At 57.6% G+C, this 15,552-nt stretch carries 12 protein-coding genes; all 12 read left to right on the top strand.

The window, feature by feature from the left end; all coding sequences use genetic code 11:
- Nucleotides 1-16 precede the first annotated feature (16 nt).
- The 12 genes from rplL (at nucleotide 17) to rpsS (ending at nucleotide 15,417) form a co-directional block, all read left to right on the top strand.
- Entirely contained in the window at nucleotides 17-409 is a 393-nt protein-coding gene (gene rplL, locus Q0K10_RS03525) for a 50S ribosomal protein L7/L12 (protein WP_294503223.1), read from the top strand.
- Nucleotides 410-776: 367 nt separating this feature from the next.
- Nucleotides 777-4,598: a DNA-directed RNA polymerase subunit beta gene (gene rpoB, locus Q0K10_RS03530; RefSeq protein WP_294503226.1), complete on the top strand. Its 3,822-nt coding sequence runs from the start codon at nucleotides 777-779 to the stop codon at nucleotides 4,596-4,598.
- 18 nt (nucleotides 4,599-4,616) lie between these two features.
- The gene (gene rpoC / locus Q0K10_RS03535; RefSeq protein WP_294503229.1) at nucleotides 4,617-9,038 is read left to right on the top strand and encodes a DNA-directed RNA polymerase subunit beta'; all 4,422 of its coding nucleotides are present in this window, start codon (nucleotides 4,617-4,619) and stop codon (nucleotides 9,036-9,038) included.
- Between the two features lie 194 nt (nucleotides 9,039-9,232).
- Nucleotides 9,233-9,643 carry a 30S ribosomal protein S12 gene (gene rpsL / locus Q0K10_RS03540; RefSeq protein ID WP_294480447.1) on the top strand — a complete coding sequence of 137 codons (411 nt, stop codon included), beginning with the start codon at nucleotides 9,233-9,235 and terminating at the stop codon, nucleotides 9,641-9,643.
- A 38-nt stretch (nucleotides 9,644-9,681) separates the two neighbouring features.
- Nucleotides 9,682-10,152 carry a 30S ribosomal protein S7 gene (gene rpsG / locus Q0K10_RS03545; RefSeq protein ID WP_294503232.1) on the top strand — a complete coding sequence of 157 codons (471 nt, stop codon included), beginning with the start codon at nucleotides 9,682-9,684 and terminating at the stop codon, nucleotides 10,150-10,152.
- Between the two features lie 18 nt (nucleotides 10,153-10,170).
- Nucleotides 10,171-12,285 carry an elongation factor G gene (gene fusA / locus Q0K10_RS03550; RefSeq protein WP_294503234.1) on the top strand — a complete coding sequence of 705 codons (2,115 nt, stop codon included), beginning with the start codon at nucleotides 10,171-10,173 and terminating at the stop codon, nucleotides 12,283-12,285.
- Nucleotides 12,286-12,288: 3 nt separating this feature from the next.
- Nucleotides 12,289-12,612, top strand: coding sequence for a 30S ribosomal protein S10 (gene rpsJ, locus Q0K10_RS03555; RefSeq protein ID WP_294503237.1), 324 nt, complete (start codon nucleotides 12,289-12,291; stop codon nucleotides 12,610-12,612).
- An 80-nt stretch (nucleotides 12,613-12,692) separates the two neighbouring features.
- Nucleotides 12,693-13,349 (top strand): 50S ribosomal protein L3, encoded by a 657-nt coding sequence (gene rplC, locus Q0K10_RS03560; protein ID WP_294503240.1) that lies wholly within the window; start codon nucleotides 12,693-12,695, stop codon nucleotides 13,347-13,349.
- A 12-nt stretch (nucleotides 13,350-13,361) separates the two neighbouring features.
- A complete protein-coding gene (gene rplD / locus Q0K10_RS03565) occupies nucleotides 13,362-14,012 on the top strand; it encodes a 50S ribosomal protein L4 (protein WP_294503244.1) in 651 nt (216 codons plus the stop codon).
- Nucleotides 14,013-14,023: 11 nt separating this feature from the next.
- Entirely contained in the window at nucleotides 14,024-14,305 is a 282-nt protein-coding gene (gene rplW, locus Q0K10_RS03570) for a 50S ribosomal protein L23 (RefSeq protein WP_294503248.1), read from the top strand.
- Between the two features lie 18 nt (nucleotides 14,306-14,323).
- Nucleotides 14,324-15,154: a 50S ribosomal protein L2 gene (gene rplB, locus Q0K10_RS03575; RefSeq protein WP_294503252.1), complete on the top strand. Its 831-nt coding sequence runs from the start codon at nucleotides 14,324-14,326 to the stop codon at nucleotides 15,152-15,154.
- On the top strand, nucleotides 15,154-15,417 hold the full coding sequence (gene rpsS / locus Q0K10_RS03580) for a 30S ribosomal protein S19 (protein WP_294503255.1): 264 nt from the start codon (nucleotides 15,154-15,156) through the stop codon (nucleotides 15,415-15,417). Before rplB ends, rpsS begins: the two co-directional genes overlap by 1 nt.
- Nucleotides 15,418-15,552: the final 135 nt, after the last annotated feature.

Genomic DNA, 15,552 nt, shown 5'->3' on the forward strand with positions numbered 1-15,552 from the left:
AATGGAGGCATGTAACATGTCGGAAGAAAACAAGATGGAAGAGTTCGTCTCGTATGTCGAGAATATGACCGTTCTGGAGCTTTCCAAGCTGGTCAAGACTCTGGAAGAGCGTCTCGGTGTGAGCGCTGCGGCTCCGGTTGCGGTTGCCGCCGCGGCTCCGGCTGCCGGTGCGGCCGCTGCTGCCGAGGAAGAGAAAACCGAGTTTGACGTGATCCTCGCCGGTTTTGATGCCGCGAAGAAGATCGGTGTCATCAAGGTTGTCCGCGAACTCACCGGGCTCGGCCTGAAGGAGGCCAAGGATATGGTCGAAGGTGCTCCGAAGACGCTCAAGGAAGCGGTTGCCAAGGACGAGGCCGAGAAGATCAAGAAGCAGCTTGAAGAGGCTGGCGCGAAGGTCGAAATCAAGTAATTTCCCTTCGATTTCCTGCGGCGGAGACGATTTTTTCGTCTCCCGCCGTTTTTCCGTATTCGGGTCATGGACCCACTTTCCGCGGCGCATTTTGATGTGGTATTTTGTTGAACATGCGTTGCAACCGGTTTGAATTGGTGGTTTTTTCGATTCAGGCCGCTTAGAATTTTCAGAAAAAATCGAATATTTCCGAACTGCTGGTGTGGTGTTTTGCCGGCAGGTCGGTTTCTTTGTGTTTTGGCTATGGTGTTTTTCGGATGACTTGAGGTCAAGTTGCTTGAGTTCCGGTTTTCGGTCTCTTCGGGTCTTCCGAATTTGGATAAGAATTTTTTTGTTTTTTTTCATCACATAAAACAACAGGCAGGGTATGGCAAAACGAATTAATTATGGGAAACTCCGGGATGTTCTGGATGTGCCGGATCTGATCGGTCTCCAGGTGGATTCCTACCGTGATTTTCTGCAGCGTGACGTTCCGCCCGCAGAGCGGAAGAATCAGGGGCTTCAGGAGGTTTTCAATGAAATCTTCCCGATTGAGAGTTTCGACAAGCAGATGTCGCTTGAATTCGTCTCCTATGAGATCGGCAACGCGAGCGAGCACAAAGGTGATGTTGTCGACTGCATCAAGGACGGAAAGATCTACGACGCCCCGCTCTATGTCGATTTCCTGCTGAAGGTCAACGGAACGGAGATTCCGGAACGCGTCTACATGGGTGACATTCCGATCATGACGGAACAGGGGACGTTCATCATCAATGGAGCGGAGCGAGTCATCATCAGTCAGCTGCACCGTTCACCCGGCATCTGCTTTGAGAAGACGCGTCACACTTCCGGACGGACGCTCTATTCGTACCGGATCATTCCGGATCGTGGTTCCTGGATGGATGTCCAGTTTGACATCAACGACTTCATTTTCATTTATCTTGACCGTCGCCGCCGTCGCCGGAAATTCTATATTACGACTTTCCTGCGCGCGATCGGGTATCCGACCAACCGCGACATCCTTTCAGAGTGCTACGAAGTCAAAAAGTACACGGTTCAGCAGCTGCTCAAGCAGAAGGATCTTTCCGGATTCTACACGATTGATGATATCACCAGCGACGATGACATTGTTGTGATCGATGAACTTGTGCAGCTGACCGAGAATCACCTCAAGCAGCTCGTCGATGCCGGGATCAAGGAGGTCGAGCTTGCTTACGTCGCCGACGGAGACAACTACCTCATCGGCTGCATGCGCAAGGATCAGGTGCGCAACGAGGAAGATGCGTTGAAGGAGATCTATCGCCGCATGCGTCCGGGCGATCCGACGAACATCAACAATGCGCGTCTGCTCATCAAGCGGCTTTTCTTCGACAATCGCCGTTACGATCTCGGCGCAGTCGGACGTTACAAGCTCAATGAACGGCTCAAGCAGGATATTCCGCTGACGCAGCGCGTCCTCGATCCGAAGGATCTGATGGCGGCGACGAAGATGTTGATCAAACTTCGTCATTCGGGCGGTCAGGTCGACGACATCGATCATCTCGGTGCGCGTCGTGTGCGTACGGTCGGCGAGCTGCTGCAGAATCAGTGTCGTGCGGGACTTCTGCGGACGGAGCGCCTGGTTCGCGAACGCATGACGTTCGACGAGCAGAATGTGACGCCGTCGAAACTGGTGAATCCGAAGGCGTTTGCGGGTGTGATCCGCGATTTCTTCGCGCGCAGTCAGCTTTCGCAGTTCATGGACCAGACGAACCCGTTGAGTGAACTTACGAACAAGCGTCGTCTCTCCGCTCTCGGTCCCGGCGGTCTTTCGCGCGACCGCGCCGGCTTTGAGGTGCGTGACGTGCATCCGAGCCACTACGGACGTATCTGCCCGATCGAGACTCCGGAAGGTCCGAATATCGGTCTGATCTCTTCGATGTCGCTCTACGCGATTATCGATGAGTACGGATTCCTGGAGACGCCGTACCGCAAGGTGGTCGACGGACAGGTTACCGACCAGATCGACTATCTGACCGCCGACAAGGAGGAGCAGTACGTCATTGCGCAGGCGAATGCGCCGCTTGATGAGAATGGTCGTTTCATCCGTCCGACGGTCATGAGCCGCTATAAGAGTGAAAATGAGGAGCATCCGCGCGAGGAAGTCCAGTACATGGACGTTTCTCCGAAACAGCTCGTAAGCGCGGCGGCTGGTATCATTCCGTTCCTCGAGCATGACGACGCGAACCGTGCTCTGATGGGTTCGAACATGCAGCGTCAGGCGGTTCCGCTTCTGATGCCGGATTCGCCGCTGGTCGGAACCGGTCTGGAAGCGCGCATTGCCCGCGACTCCCGGGCGGTGGTGGCGGCCAAGGCCGACGGTATCGTCGCCGAGGTTGTCAGCGATCACATTGTGGTGACCCCGGACGGGAATCTGCCCGCTGCAGATGCTCCGAAGGATTCTTATCAGTATTACCGGCTCTACAAGTATCTGCGCAGCAATGCCGGAACCTGTGTGAACCAGCGGCCGATCTGCCATCGCGGGCAGGTGGTGAAGAAAGGCGATATCCTCGCCGATGGAGCGGCCACGCAGGATGGAGAGCTCGCGCTCGGCCGGAACGTGCTTGTGGCATACATGCCGTGGTGCGGCTACAACTTCGAGGACGCGATCATCGTTTCGGAGCGTCTGGTGAAGGAGGATGTCTACACGAGCGTTCACGTTGACGAGTTTGAGATCACGAGCCGCGAGACGAAGCTCGGACCTGAGGAGATCACGCGGGATATTCCGAACGTCAGCGAGGATGCGTTGCGCAACCTCGACAGCCGCGGAGTGGTTTATGAGGGCGCGGAAGTGGTGCCGGGCGATATTCTCGTCGGCAAGATCACGCCGAAGAGCGAGACCGAGCTTGCGCCGGAAGAGCGGCTGCTGCGGGCGATTTTCGGTGAGAAGGCTGCGGACGTGAAGGATTCGAGTCTGACCGTTTCGAGCGGCAAGGGCGGCATTGTCATGGACATCCGCATCGAGTACGCGAAGGATCCCGCCCGCGGGGCGATGACCCGGACCGAGGCGAAGCGGCAGGAAAAGATGATGAAGAACGATTACCGGGACATCTACAACGGCCTGATCGACGATCTGACCGCCCGGCTTTCGGATGTGATGCTCGGTGTGAAACTGCCGTATCCGATTTTCGACATGTCGCCGGCCCGGGAGAATGCCGTTCTGATCAGTTCGAACCGGAAGGTGACAAAGAGTTCGATTCAGAAGCTTGCCGCGCATTATGACTGCTGGGGCATGGAAGATTGCGAACTCAAGAAGACGTTGACCGGCATCATCGACACGTTCATTCCGCAGTTCGAGGAGAATGAGGAGAAGCGCCGTCGTCTTGGTGACAACGCCGAGTTCACAGAGGCCGACAATGGAGTCATCAAGCGGGTGAAGGTCTATGTCGGCTGCAAGCGGAAGCTGCAGGTCGGGGACAAGATGGCCGGTCGTCACGGAAACAAGGGTATTGTTTCGCGGATCGTGCCGGTTGAGGATATGCCGTTCCTTGAGGACGGCACCCCGGTGGACATCATTCTGAACCCGCTCGGCGTGCCGAGCCGCATGAACATCGGCCAGGTGCTTGAGACGCATCTCGGCTGGGCGGCGAAGATGCTCGGGATCAAGGTTGCGACTCCGGTGTTCGACGGTATTCCGGAAGAGAAGATCGTCGAGCTCATGAAGGAGGGCAACGATGCGTTCACGGCGAAGGAAGGCCACGACTATCACTGGGGCTTCCGTCAGGATGAGGCCGGAAACTGGGTTTATGACGGCAAGGCCGACGTCTATGACGGGCGCACGGGTGACAAGTTCGATCAGCGCGTGATGGTGGGCCATGTGTACATGCTGAAACTCGACCACCTGGTTGCGAACAAGATCCATGCGCGTGCGGTCGGTCCGTACTCGCTGGTGACGCAGCAGCCGCTCGGCGGCAAAGCTCAGCACGGCGGTCAGCGGTTCGGAGAAATGGAGGTGTGGGCGCTCGAGGCTTACGGAGCGGCGCACAACCTTCAGGAGATGTTGACGGTGAAGTCCGACGACGTCGCCGGCCGGGCGCGCATCTACGAGTCGATTGTGAAAGGTCAGAATATTCTGGAAGCCGGTCGACCGGAATCCTTCAACGTGCTGCTGAAGGAAATGCAGAGCCTCGGGCTCGACATCCGTACCGTGAAGAAGACGGGCGAACATTAATTCGAGGAGGAATTTACCTTGATTGACAATACTTATGCTTACCGGGAGCTGCTGGGCAAGAGTTCGGCCTCTTCGTTCGGAGCGGTTTCGATCAACGTCGCTTCGCCGGAAGTGATCCGTTCGTGGTCGTTCGGCGAAGTGAAGAATCCGGAGACCATCAACTACCGCAGTTTCAAGCCGGAAAAGGGGGGGCTCTTCTGTGAGCGCATCTTCGGGCCGACCCGTGACTGGGAGTGCAACTGCGGCAAATACAAGCGCGTGAAGCACAAGGGAATCGTCTGCGATCGCTGCGGCGTGGAAGTTACGCAGGCGAAGGTGCGTCGTGAACGCATGGGGCACATTGAGCTGGCGGTGCCGGTGTCGCACATCTGGTTCTTCAAGTGTATGCCGAGCCGGATCGGACTTGTGCTCGACATGACGGCGAAGTCGCTGGAGCATGTGATTTACTACGAAGAGTATGTGGTGACCGATCCGGGCGATACGCCGCTGAAGGTCGGGCAGACCATGAATGAGATCGAATACCGCCAGGCGGTCGATGACTACGGCGATGCGTTCACGGCGGACATGGGCGCCCCCGCGATCAAGACGCTGCTGGAACGGGTCGATCTGCCGATGCTGAAGGCGGAGCTTGAAGTCAGCCTCGAAGGCACCCGCAACAAGGCGATTCGCAAGAAGCTGGCCAAGCGGCTGCGTCTGGTGGAAGGGTTCATGAACAGCAACTCGCGTCCGGAGTGGATGATTCTGACGGTGCTGCCCGTGATTCCGCCGGATCTGCGTCCGCTGGTTCCGCTTGAGGGCGGCCGTTTTGCGACCAGCGACCTGAACGACCTCTATCGCCGGGTCATCAACCGGAACAACCGTTTGAAGAACCTTCTGCAGCTGCGTACGCCGGAAGTCATCATCCGGAATGAGAAGCGCATGCTTCAGGAGGCGGTGGACTCTCTCATGGACAACGGCCGGCACGGCCGCGCGGTCACCGGTGCGGGCAACCGGGCGCTGAAGAGTCTCTCGGATATGCTCAAGGGCAAGCAGGGCCGTTTCCGTCAGAATCTGCTCGGTAAGCGCGTGGATTACTCGGGACGTTCGGTCATCGTGGTTGGTCCCGAGCTGAAGATTCATCAGTGCGGTCTGCCGAAGAAGATGGCGATGATTCTGTTTGAGCCGTTCATCATCCGTCATTTGAAGGGACGCGGATTTGCGCACACGGTGCGCGGTGCCAAGAAGATGATTGAACGCGGCGAGCCGGAGGTGTGGGATATTCTCGAAGAGGTGACGCAGGGGCATCCCGTCATGTTGAACCGTGCGCCGACGCTGCACCGTCTTTCGATTCAGGCATTCGATCCGGTGCTGATCGAAGGATCGGCGATCCGTCTGCACCCGCTGGTGTGTACCGCGTACAACGCGGACTTCGACGGTGACCAGATGGCCGTGCACGTTCCGCTTTCGAACGAGGCGCAGATGGAGACGAAGCTCCTGATGCTCGCGCCGAACAACATCTTCTCGCCCGCGAACGGCAAGCCGATCGTCTCGCCGACGCAGGACATCACGCTCGGCAGCTACTATCTGACCTGCGAGCCCCGCAACAAGGAGAAGGCGAAGCTGTACCGCGACTTCTTCGAAGTGCTGTTCGCGATGCAGGCCGGTTTCATCAAGATTCATGATGCGGTGCGGATTCCGAATCCGGACTACGGCAAGGATACGATCTACGGCGACAAGGAGAGCAAATATCTGCTGACGACGCCGGGACGCTGTCTCTTCCATGAGATCTGGGATCCGCGGCTCGGGTTCTTCAACCAGATTGCGAAGAAGAAGGATCTCGGGCGTCTCATCAGCGACTCGTACAATATCGCGGGTCACGAGGCGACGATCCGGCTTTTGGACGATCTGAAGGATCTCGGTTACCGTCATGCGACGCTGGCGGGTCTCTCGATCTCGATCGCGGACCTGCAGGTGCCGGAAAAGAAGGAGGAGATCATCGAGGCGGCCCGTGCACAGATCGACAGCGTGCTCGATCAGTACAACAACGGTCTGTTGACCGAGGGCGAGCGGCACAACAAGGTGATCGACATCTGGACGCAGGCGTCCAACGCGGTGGCGAATGAACTGTTTGCACGCCTGGAAGCGGCTTCGCGCCGCGGAGAGATCAACCCGGTTTATGCGATGCTCGACTCCGGCGCGCGCGGCAGCAAGGATCAGATTCGTCAGCTCGCCGGTATGCGCGGACTGATGGCGAAACCGTCGGGAGACATCATCGAACGGCCGATCATCTCGAACTTCCGGGAAGGGTTGTCGGTGTTGGAATACTTCATTTCGACGCACGGCGCGCGCAAAGGTCTGGCAGACACCGCGCTCAAAACCGCGGACTCCGGGTACATGACCCGCCGTCTGGTCGACGTTGCGCAGGACATCATCTGCCGTGAGGAGGATTGCGGTACGACGAAGGGTGTCTGGACCAGTGCGATCATCGAGGGTGACGAGGTGATCCTGCCGCTGAAGGACCGGATTCTCGGGCGGTTCAGTGCCCAGGACATCCGCGACCCGGCATACGCCGACGGCCGGCTTATCATCGCTGCAGGCGAGGAGTTCACGCCGGAGATTGTCGATCTGATTGACAAGCGCGGAATCCAGCGCGTGCTGATCCGCTCGACACTGACCTGCGAAACGTTGCGCGGTGTCTGCGTGAAATGCTATGGCCGGAATCTTGCCAGCGACCGGCAGGCGAAGGAGGGGGATGCGCTCGGCATCATCGCGGCACAGTCGATCGGTGAGCCCGGTACGCAGCTGACGATGCGTACGTTCCACATCGGCGGTACGGCGTCGAGTGCGTATAAGCAGCCGGTGATCGCGTCGCGTCACGACGGTGTCATCAAGCTGTTCAACGTGCGCACGATCAAGAACCAGAAGGGGAAGACGGTCGTGGTCAACAAGAACGGCTATGTGATCGTCTACGATCCGAATGTGGCGAAGGCGGCCGAGAAGGCGGCGCGCGAACGTGCGCAGTTCGAGGCGGAGGCGCTCGGGACCGTCTACAACAAGGATTACGATTTCTGGGGAGATGCTCTCCGGGAGGCCGAGCTGGACCGCTACGAACTCGAAGCCGGTTCGGTGCTCGACAAGAACGATGGTGACACCGTGAAGGCCAACGAGGTGTTCGTGCAGTGGGAAGCGAACCACGTGCCGATCATCATCGAGGAGGCCGGTATCGTCGAGCTGCACGACCTTGTTGAGGGCGTGACATTGCAGAAGCAGAAACGCGGTGGTTCCGATCAGGCCACGGTCATGGAGCACCGGGAAGACCTGCATCCGCAGATCGTGATCAATTCGCCCGACGGGCAGTTCCTTGCGAACTATCCTCTGCCGGCGGGCGCGGTGTTGATGACCAAGTCGGGTGCGAAGGTGACGCCCGGTATGGTGGTTGCGCGTGTGCCGCGGCAGTCGGCGAAGAACAAGGACATCACCGGTGGTCTGCCGCGTATCGCGGAGCTGTTTGAAGCGCGCGTGCCGAAGGATGTTGCCGAGATTGCGCGTATCGATGGTTACATCGAGGTCGACAAGATGAGCCGCGGCAAGCGCCAGCTGCTGATCCGCGATCCGGAATCGGGTATGACGGAGGAGCACAACAACATTCCGGCGCACAAGCATCTGACCGTGAGCAAGGGGGACTTTGTCCGCAAGGGGCAGAAGCTGACTGAGGGTTCGATTGTTCCGCATACGCTGCTTGAAGTGTGCGGCATTCACGAGCTGCAGCGGCATCTGGTTGATGCGATTCAGCTCGTGTATCGTGCGCAGGGTGTGGAAATCAATGACAAGCACATTGAGATCATCATCCGTCAGATGATGCAGAAGGTCCGGATCACGGAATCGGGGTCCACGGATTATCTGCCGGGCGAGCAGCTTGACCGGTCTGAATTTGACCGGGTCAATCGCGAGATGATCGAGAAGGGCGGCAAGCCGGCGGAAGCCGAGCCGATTCTTCTGGGTATCACGAAGGCTGCGTTGGAGACGGAGAGCTTCATTTCCGCGGCGTCGTTCCAGGACACGACCCGGATTCTGACGGAAGCCGCGACAGTTGGAAAGATCGACAACTTGAACGGTTTCAAGGAGAACGTGATTACGGGGCATCTGATTCCGGCGGGCACGGGCACTGAGAAGATGCAGTCGATCCGGCTGAAATATCTCGGTACGGAGATTGAGCCTGAGCTTCCGGCGCAGGAGCCTGAGCGTTCGGTCGAGGAGATTGCCGCCGCCTGGCGTGAATCCGACGGCAAGAGCGATGCGGCGATCTTCGCGGATGACGATGAGGACGGTCTGCCGGATGAGGCGAAGGAGATGGTTGCCGACTTCGACGGAGACGCATTCGCGGATCTCGACGATGACGATCTTGATGGAGAGTTCAAGGCGGAATACGGCGACGGGCCGGAAGACGAGGAGAACGATTGAGCGTAAATCGATGAACGGTGCGCCCCCGTGTGAAGAAGTTCGCGGGGGGCGCCGGAACGGGTTTCTGCAAGATTTTTGGCAAAAAAAACGGTAAGTTATTTGCAAAAACCACTTTGCGGTATTATTTTATTAGTCTTTGATGCATGTTAAGTCATTTAAATTTCGAATGAAAATATAAGAAACAGGAATTTGTTATGCCGACAATCAACCAGTTGGTGCGTTTCGGACGCGAAGAGAAGGCGAAGAAAAGTAAGTCGAAGGCGTTGAGCGCCTGCCCGCAGCGCCGTGGAGTCTGCCTGCAGGTGACGACTCGTACCCCGAAGAAACCGAACTCGGCGTTGCGCAAGATTGCGCGTGTTCGTCTGACCAACGGGCAGGAAGTGACGGCGTACGTCGGCGGCGAAGGGCACAATCTGCAGGAGCACTCTGTGGTGCTTGTGAAGGGTGGTCGTGTGCGTGACCTGCCGGGTGTGCGTTATCACATTGTCCGTGGCGCGCTGGACAGCCTCGGTGTGGATAAGCGTCGCCAGGGGCGTTCCAAATACGGCGCGAAGCGTCCGAAGCCGGGTCAGGAAGCGGCTGCCGCCAAGGGTAAGAAGAAGTAATTGGTCACAATTTGAATTTCAGATAAGGTGCGAAACAGATGAGAAGACGCAGTGCTGTGAAGCGGGAACTGATTCCCGACGTGAAGTACAACAGCGAGCTGGTGGCCCGGCTGATCAATACGATCATGACCCGCGGCAAAAAATCCACCGCGCAGCAGATTGTTTACGGTGCGTTTGATGTGATCCAGGCGAAGAAGCCGGAGATGCAACCGCTCGACGTGTTCCTCCAGGCGCTGGAGAACGTGAAGCCGAAACTCGAAGTGAAGAGCCGTCGTGTCGGCGGTGCGACCTATCAGGTTCCGATCGAAGTCGATCCGGAGCGTCAGGTGGCGTTGGCGATGCGGTGGATCACGACCTATTCCCGCGGCCGCAAGGGCAAGTCGATGACGGAGTCTCTGGCGGGCGAGTTGCTGGATGCGTTCGAGAACACCGGTTCCTCGATCAAGAAGAAAGAAGACACCTTTAAAATGGCGCAGGCGAACAAGGCGTTCGCTCATTACCGCTGGTAAGCGCCGGGAATGATGAATATGAGTACCGAGCAGGACAAAACCCAATATCATGAGTCGCCGCACCGCAAGCATGCGCTGAAGGATTACCGCAACATCGGCATCATGGCCCACATTGACGCGGGCAAAACCACTCTGACCGAGCGGATTCTTTTCTACTGCGGCGTGAATTACAAGATCGGTGATACCCATGAGGGCACGGCCACCATGGACTGGATGGAGCAGGAGCGTGAACGCGGCATTACGATTACCAGCGCCGCCACCACCTGTTATTGGAAGAATCACCGGATCAACATCATCGACACTCCCGGACACGTGGACTTCACTGCCGAAGTGGAGCGTTCGCTGCGCGTTCTCGACGGAGCGGTTGCTGTGTTCTGCTCGGTCGGGAAGGTTCAGCCCCAGAGCGAGACCGTCTGGCGCCAGGCGCAGAAGTATCATGTTCCGATCGTGGCGCTGGTCAACAAGATGGACCGCACCGGAGCGGATTTCGACGGGGTTGTGACGGAAATCCATACGAAGCTCGGTGCGACGCCGGTTCCGCTCATGCTGCCGATCGGTCGCGAGTCGGAATTCAAGGGCGTGATTGACGTGCTGGAAAACAAATGCGTCTATTTCAGCGACAAGGATAACGGCGTGACGATGACCGAGGAGGAGCCGACCGGCGATCTCAAGACGCGTCAGGAAGCCGCCTACAAGCACATGGTCGAGTGTCTGGCCGAGGTTGATGACGAAATTATGGAGATCTACCTCGCCGATGAGATGCCGGATCACGATCAGATCAAGGCCGCTCTGCGCCGTGCGACCCTTGCCGCTAAAATCGTGCCTGTCGCCTGCTGCACGGCGTTTAAGAACAAGGGTGTGCAGAAGCTGCTCGACGTCGTGGTTGACTATCTCCCGAGCCCGGTTGACATCTGGGACATCAAGGGAACCGATCCGACCACGGGCGAAGCGATTACGCGCCATGTCGGTGATTTGCAGCCGTTCGCGGCGCTGGTGTTCAAAATCATGACCGACCCGTTTGTTGGTAAGCTCTACTATTTCCGTGTTTACTCCGGCGTTGCCTCGCAGGGGATGAGCGTCTACAATCCGCGTACCAACAAGCGTGAGCGTCTCGGCCGTCTGCTTCAGATGCACGCGAATCAGCGGGTTGAGCAGGAGGAGATCTTCTCCGGCGACATTGCGGCTGCGGTGGGTCTGAAGAACGTCACGACGGGTGATACGATCTGTCTTGAGGACAAGCCGATTGTTCTGGAGTCGATGGCGTTCCCCGAGCCGGTGATCTCGATTGCGGTCGAGCCGAAGTCGTCGGGTGACCGCGACAAGCTCTCGAAGGGGCTGATTGCCCTTGCGGAAGAGGATCCGACCTTCCAGGTTCGTTCCGACGAGGAGACCGGGCAGACGATCATCTCCGGTATGGGAGAGCTGCACCTTGAGATCATCCTGGACCGTCTGGTTCGTGAGTTCAAGGTTGAGGCGAACACCGGTGCTCCGCAGGTTGCGTACCGCGAGGCGCTTTGCGGTTCGGCCGATTCGAACATGAAGTTCGTGCGTCAGTCCGGCGGCCGCGGTCAGTACGGTCACTGTATCATCAATCTGATTCCGGGCGAACGTGGCTCCGGTATTGTGATCGAGAACAAGGTTGTCGGCGGAAACATTCCGAAGGAGTACATCAAGCCGATCGAGCAGGGTATTCGCGAGGCGGCCGCCTCCGGGGTGCTGGCCGGCTATCCGCTGATCGACTTCAAGGTTGAAATCATCGATGGTTCGTATCACCCGGTCGACTCCTCGGAAATGGCGTTCAAGGTTGCCGGTTCGATGGCGCTCAAAGATGCTGCGAAGAAGGCGGGAATCATGTTGCTTGAGCCGATCATGAAGGTTGAGCTGACCACGCCGGATGAGAATATGGGCGACCTGATCGGTGACATCACGAGCCGTCGCGGCACGATTGTTGAGATCAATGCCGGTGAGAACAGTTTCACGCGGGTTCATGCGAACGTTCCGCTGTCGGAGCTGTTTGGATACGCCACCGCGATTCGTTCGCTTTCGCGCGGCCGCGCTTCCTACTCGATGGAGCCGGCGCACTTCGAGAGAGTTCCGAAACAAGTCCAAGATAAAATTGTGGAGAAGAAATAAGTTATGGCTACGGGCAAAACCCAGCGTATCCGCATCCGGCTGCAGGCGTACGAGCACCGGATTCTGGATCAGTCGGTCAACGAAATTCTTGAAACTGCCAAGCGTACGGGTTCTCTGGTTGCCGGTCCTGTGCCGCTTCCGACCCGGATCGAGCGTTGGACGGTCAACCGTTCCCCGCACATCAACAAGAAGTCGATGGAGCAGTTTGAGATTCGTACGCACAAGCGTATGATGGATATTGTCAACCCGACGGCGAAAACGGTTGATGAGCTTAAGAAGCTCAATCTGCCCGCCGGCGTGGACATCGCGATCAAGATTGGAGTCTAGAACGGTTCTGGCTCCATAGATACCAATGCCCCCGACCGATTGGGGGCACGTATCGAATGTTTCTCACGAAAGGAGAAAGTATGAAAGGATTAATCGGTAAAAAGGTCGGAATGACTCAGGTCTACGACGAGAACGGCGTGCTGATCCCGGTGACGGTGGTTCAGGCCGGTCCGTGCGTGGTGACCGATGTCAAGACCCCGGAGCGCGACGGATACTCGGCGATCCAGCTGGGTTTCGGAGAGCGCAAGGCGAAGAATGTGACGAAGGCTCGCGCCGGGCATCTCGCGAAGGCGGGTTTGACGGGCAGCAAGCTGCCGTCGGTGTTGCGTGAAGTCCGCATCAGCGCGAATGACGAAGTCCCGGCTTTGGGGACGGAGCTGAAGGCTGACATCTTCGAGGCGAATGAGTACCTCGATGTGATCGGTACGACGAAGGGTCGCGGCTTCCAGGGTGTCGTCAAGCGTCATCGTTTTGGCGGCGGTCGTGCGAGCCACGGTGGAGCCTGGACTCGTCGTACGGGTTCGATCGGCTGCTGCGAGTGGCCGGGCAACGTGATCAAGGGCAAGCGCATGCCGGGTCACATGGGCAATGTTCCGCGCACGGTTCAGAATCTGAAGATCGTGCGTGTGATGGCGGAAGACAATGTGTTGCTGCTCAAGGGCGCCGTTCCGGGCGCGAACGGCGGCATTTTGTTGATCCGGAGTGCAATCAAGAAGCAGCCGGCCGCGCAGAAGTAAGAGGTGTGTATCATGTCGAATACTTTAGATATCCTTGATTGCAAAGGAACCCGGGTTGGCGAGTACGTCATTCCCGAGGGCGTGATGATCGAGTTGAACAATGAGCCGGAAAAGGGACTGCAGGCTGTTCACGACACTGTGGTTGCTTATCTTGCCGGATTGCGTGCCGGCACGGCCTGCACGAAGACGCGCGGAGAGGTTTCCGGAGGCGGCGCCAAGCCGTTCCGCCAGAAGGGAACCGGTCGTGCGCGTTCCGGTTCGAGCCGGAGCCCTGTCTGGGTCGGCGGCGGTACGATTTTCGGACCCCGTCCGCGTTCGTTCGCGAAGAAGGTCAACAAGAAGGTTCTGCGTCTGGCTCTGCGGCGTGCGTTCACGGAGCGGATTGCTGATGGTGACGTTGTAGTTGTCGATCAGGTGCAGCTGCCGGATCACAAGACGAAGAACGTCGTTTCGATTCTGAAGAATCTGAATCTTGCCGACAGCACGGTGATGATGTCGCTCCCGGCTCTTGAGGATCAGGCCGCGGTGGTGTGCGCTACGGGCAATCTGCCGAATCTGGTGCTTCGCAAGTCTGATAATGTCAACGTGTATGAACTGCTTCGCTTCGGCAAGCTCCTTTTCACGAAGGACGGCCTTGATGCGTTCATCCAGCGTCTGGCGTAAGGAGATGGATCATGAGAAGTGCTTTTGATATCATCATCGCACCGGTGGTCACCGAGAAGAGCAATGCTCAGGCGCAGGCCTCGAAGTACGTGTTCAAGGTGAAGACGGATGCCGAGAAGATCGAGATCGGCCGGGCAATCGAAGAGTTGTTCAAGGTCAAGGTCAAGTCGGTGAATGTCATGAACTGCATGGGCAAGACCCGCCGCGCGGGCCGCACCAACAAGATGGGGCGGCGTGCGGACTGGAAGAAGGCGGTCGTCACGTTGTCCGAAGGCAGCATCGAGATCATTTAACAGAGGGAGAAGACAAGAATGGCGGTTAAGAGTTTTAATCCCGTGACTCCCTCCCGGCGTCATATGGCGACGATGGACTATGCGTCCATGATCACCAAGAGCGCGCCGGAGAAGAGTCTCGTCAAGGGGAAGAAGTCCTCGGGCGGTCGCAACAACATGGGTCGGATCACGACCCGTTTCCGCGGAGGCGGCAACAAGCGCCGTTACCGTATGGTTGATTTTGTTCGTACCAAGGAGAATGTTCCGGCGAAGGTGGTTTCGATCGAATACGATCCGAACCGTTCCGCGAACATCGCTCTCATCTGCTATGCGGATGGTGAGAAGTCCTACATCCTTGCGCCGGTCGGTCTGAAAGTCGGCGACAAGGTGATGAACGGTCCGAAGTCTGAGCTCAAGCCGGGCAACTGGCTTGCGCTGAAGGATATTCCGGTCGGTGTCAACATCTGCTGCATCGAGATGCAGCCCGGTCGTGGTGCGAAGATCGCGCGTTCGGCGGGTCAGGTTGCGACGCTGCGCGGCAAGGAAGAGACCTATGCGCAGATCAAGCTGCCGTCGGGTGAAGTTCGCATGATTCATGTGAACTGCCATGCGATGATCGGCCAGGTCGGCAATCTCGACCGTATGAACGTGAAGATGGGCAAGGCCGGCAAGAAGCGTTATCTCGGCTTCCGGCCGCATGTCCGCGGCGTTGCGATGAACCCGGTCGATCACCCGATGGGTGGTGGTGAAGGTCGTACCTCCGGCGGCGGTCATCCGGTTTCGCCGTGGGGTCAGCTGGCCAAGGGCAAGCGCACCCGCAACCCGAAGAAAACTTCGAAGAACTTCATTGTTGAGCGGAGGAAGAAGTAATGGCCAGATCGATTAAGAAGGGCCCGTTCGTCGACCAGTACCTGATCGACAAGGTGGAGAAGATGGGCAATCAGAAAGTTGCGATCAAGACCTGGTCGCGCCGCTCGATGATTATCCCGGATTTTGTTGGACACACGTTCAACGTGCACAACGGCAAAAGCTTTGTTCCGGTGTTTGTGACGGAAAACATGGTTGGTCACAAGCTCGGCGAGTTTGCGCTGACCCGTACCTTCAAGGATCACGGTGTGGTTTCCGGTAAATAATTTCCGGAGATGGTTCGAAGATTCCCCGCAGTTGGTTGAGCCGATTGCGGGGTTTCTTTTTTTATCTGCGTCATTTCGCTTGAACGCGGGAAATTTTGTGCTATTTTGTCAGTATGCTTCTGAATGACCATCAGC

This window comes from uncultured Victivallis sp., from assembly GCF_944391105.1.
GTDB lineage: Bacteria > Verrucomicrobiota > Lentisphaeria > Victivallales > Victivallaceae > Victivallis.

Bases quoted from the DNA above. Each gene is read 5' to 3' on its own strand.
- rplB (WP_294503252.1), top strand. From the start codon at position 14,324: ATGGCGGTTAAGAGTTTTAATCCCGTGACTCCCTCCCGGCGTCATATG.
- rplD (WP_294503244.1), top strand. From the start codon at position 13,362: ATGTCGAATACTTTAGATATCCTTGATTGCAAAGGAACCCGGGTTGGC.
- rpsJ (WP_294503237.1), top strand. From the start codon at position 12,289: ATGGCTACGGGCAAAACCCAGCGTATCCGCATCCGGCTGCAGGCGTAC.
- rpsS (WP_294503255.1), top strand. From the start codon at position 15,154: ATGGCCAGATCGATTAAGAAGGGCCCGTTCGTCGACCAGTACCTGATC.
- rplL (WP_294503223.1), top strand. From the start codon at position 17: ATGTCGGAAGAAAACAAGATGGAAGAGTTCGTCTCGTATGTCGAGAAT.
- rpsG (WP_294503232.1), top strand. From the start codon at position 9,682: ATGAGAAGACGCAGTGCTGTGAAGCGGGAACTGATTCCCGACGTGAAG.
- rplW (WP_294503248.1), top strand. From the start codon at position 14,024: ATGAGAAGTGCTTTTGATATCATCATCGCACCGGTGGTCACCGAGAAG.
- rpsL (WP_294480447.1), top strand. From the start codon at position 9,233: ATGCCGACAATCAACCAGTTGGTGCGTTTCGGACGCGAAGAGAAGGCG.
- fusA (WP_294503234.1), top strand. From the start codon at position 10,171: ATGAGTACCGAGCAGGACAAAACCCAATATCATGAGTCGCCGCACCGC.
- rpoB (WP_294503226.1), top strand. From the start codon at position 777: ATGGCAAAACGAATTAATTATGGGAAACTCCGGGATGTTCTGGATGTG.
- rplC (WP_294503240.1), top strand. From the start codon at position 12,693: ATGAAAGGATTAATCGGTAAAAAGGTCGGAATGACTCAGGTCTACGAC.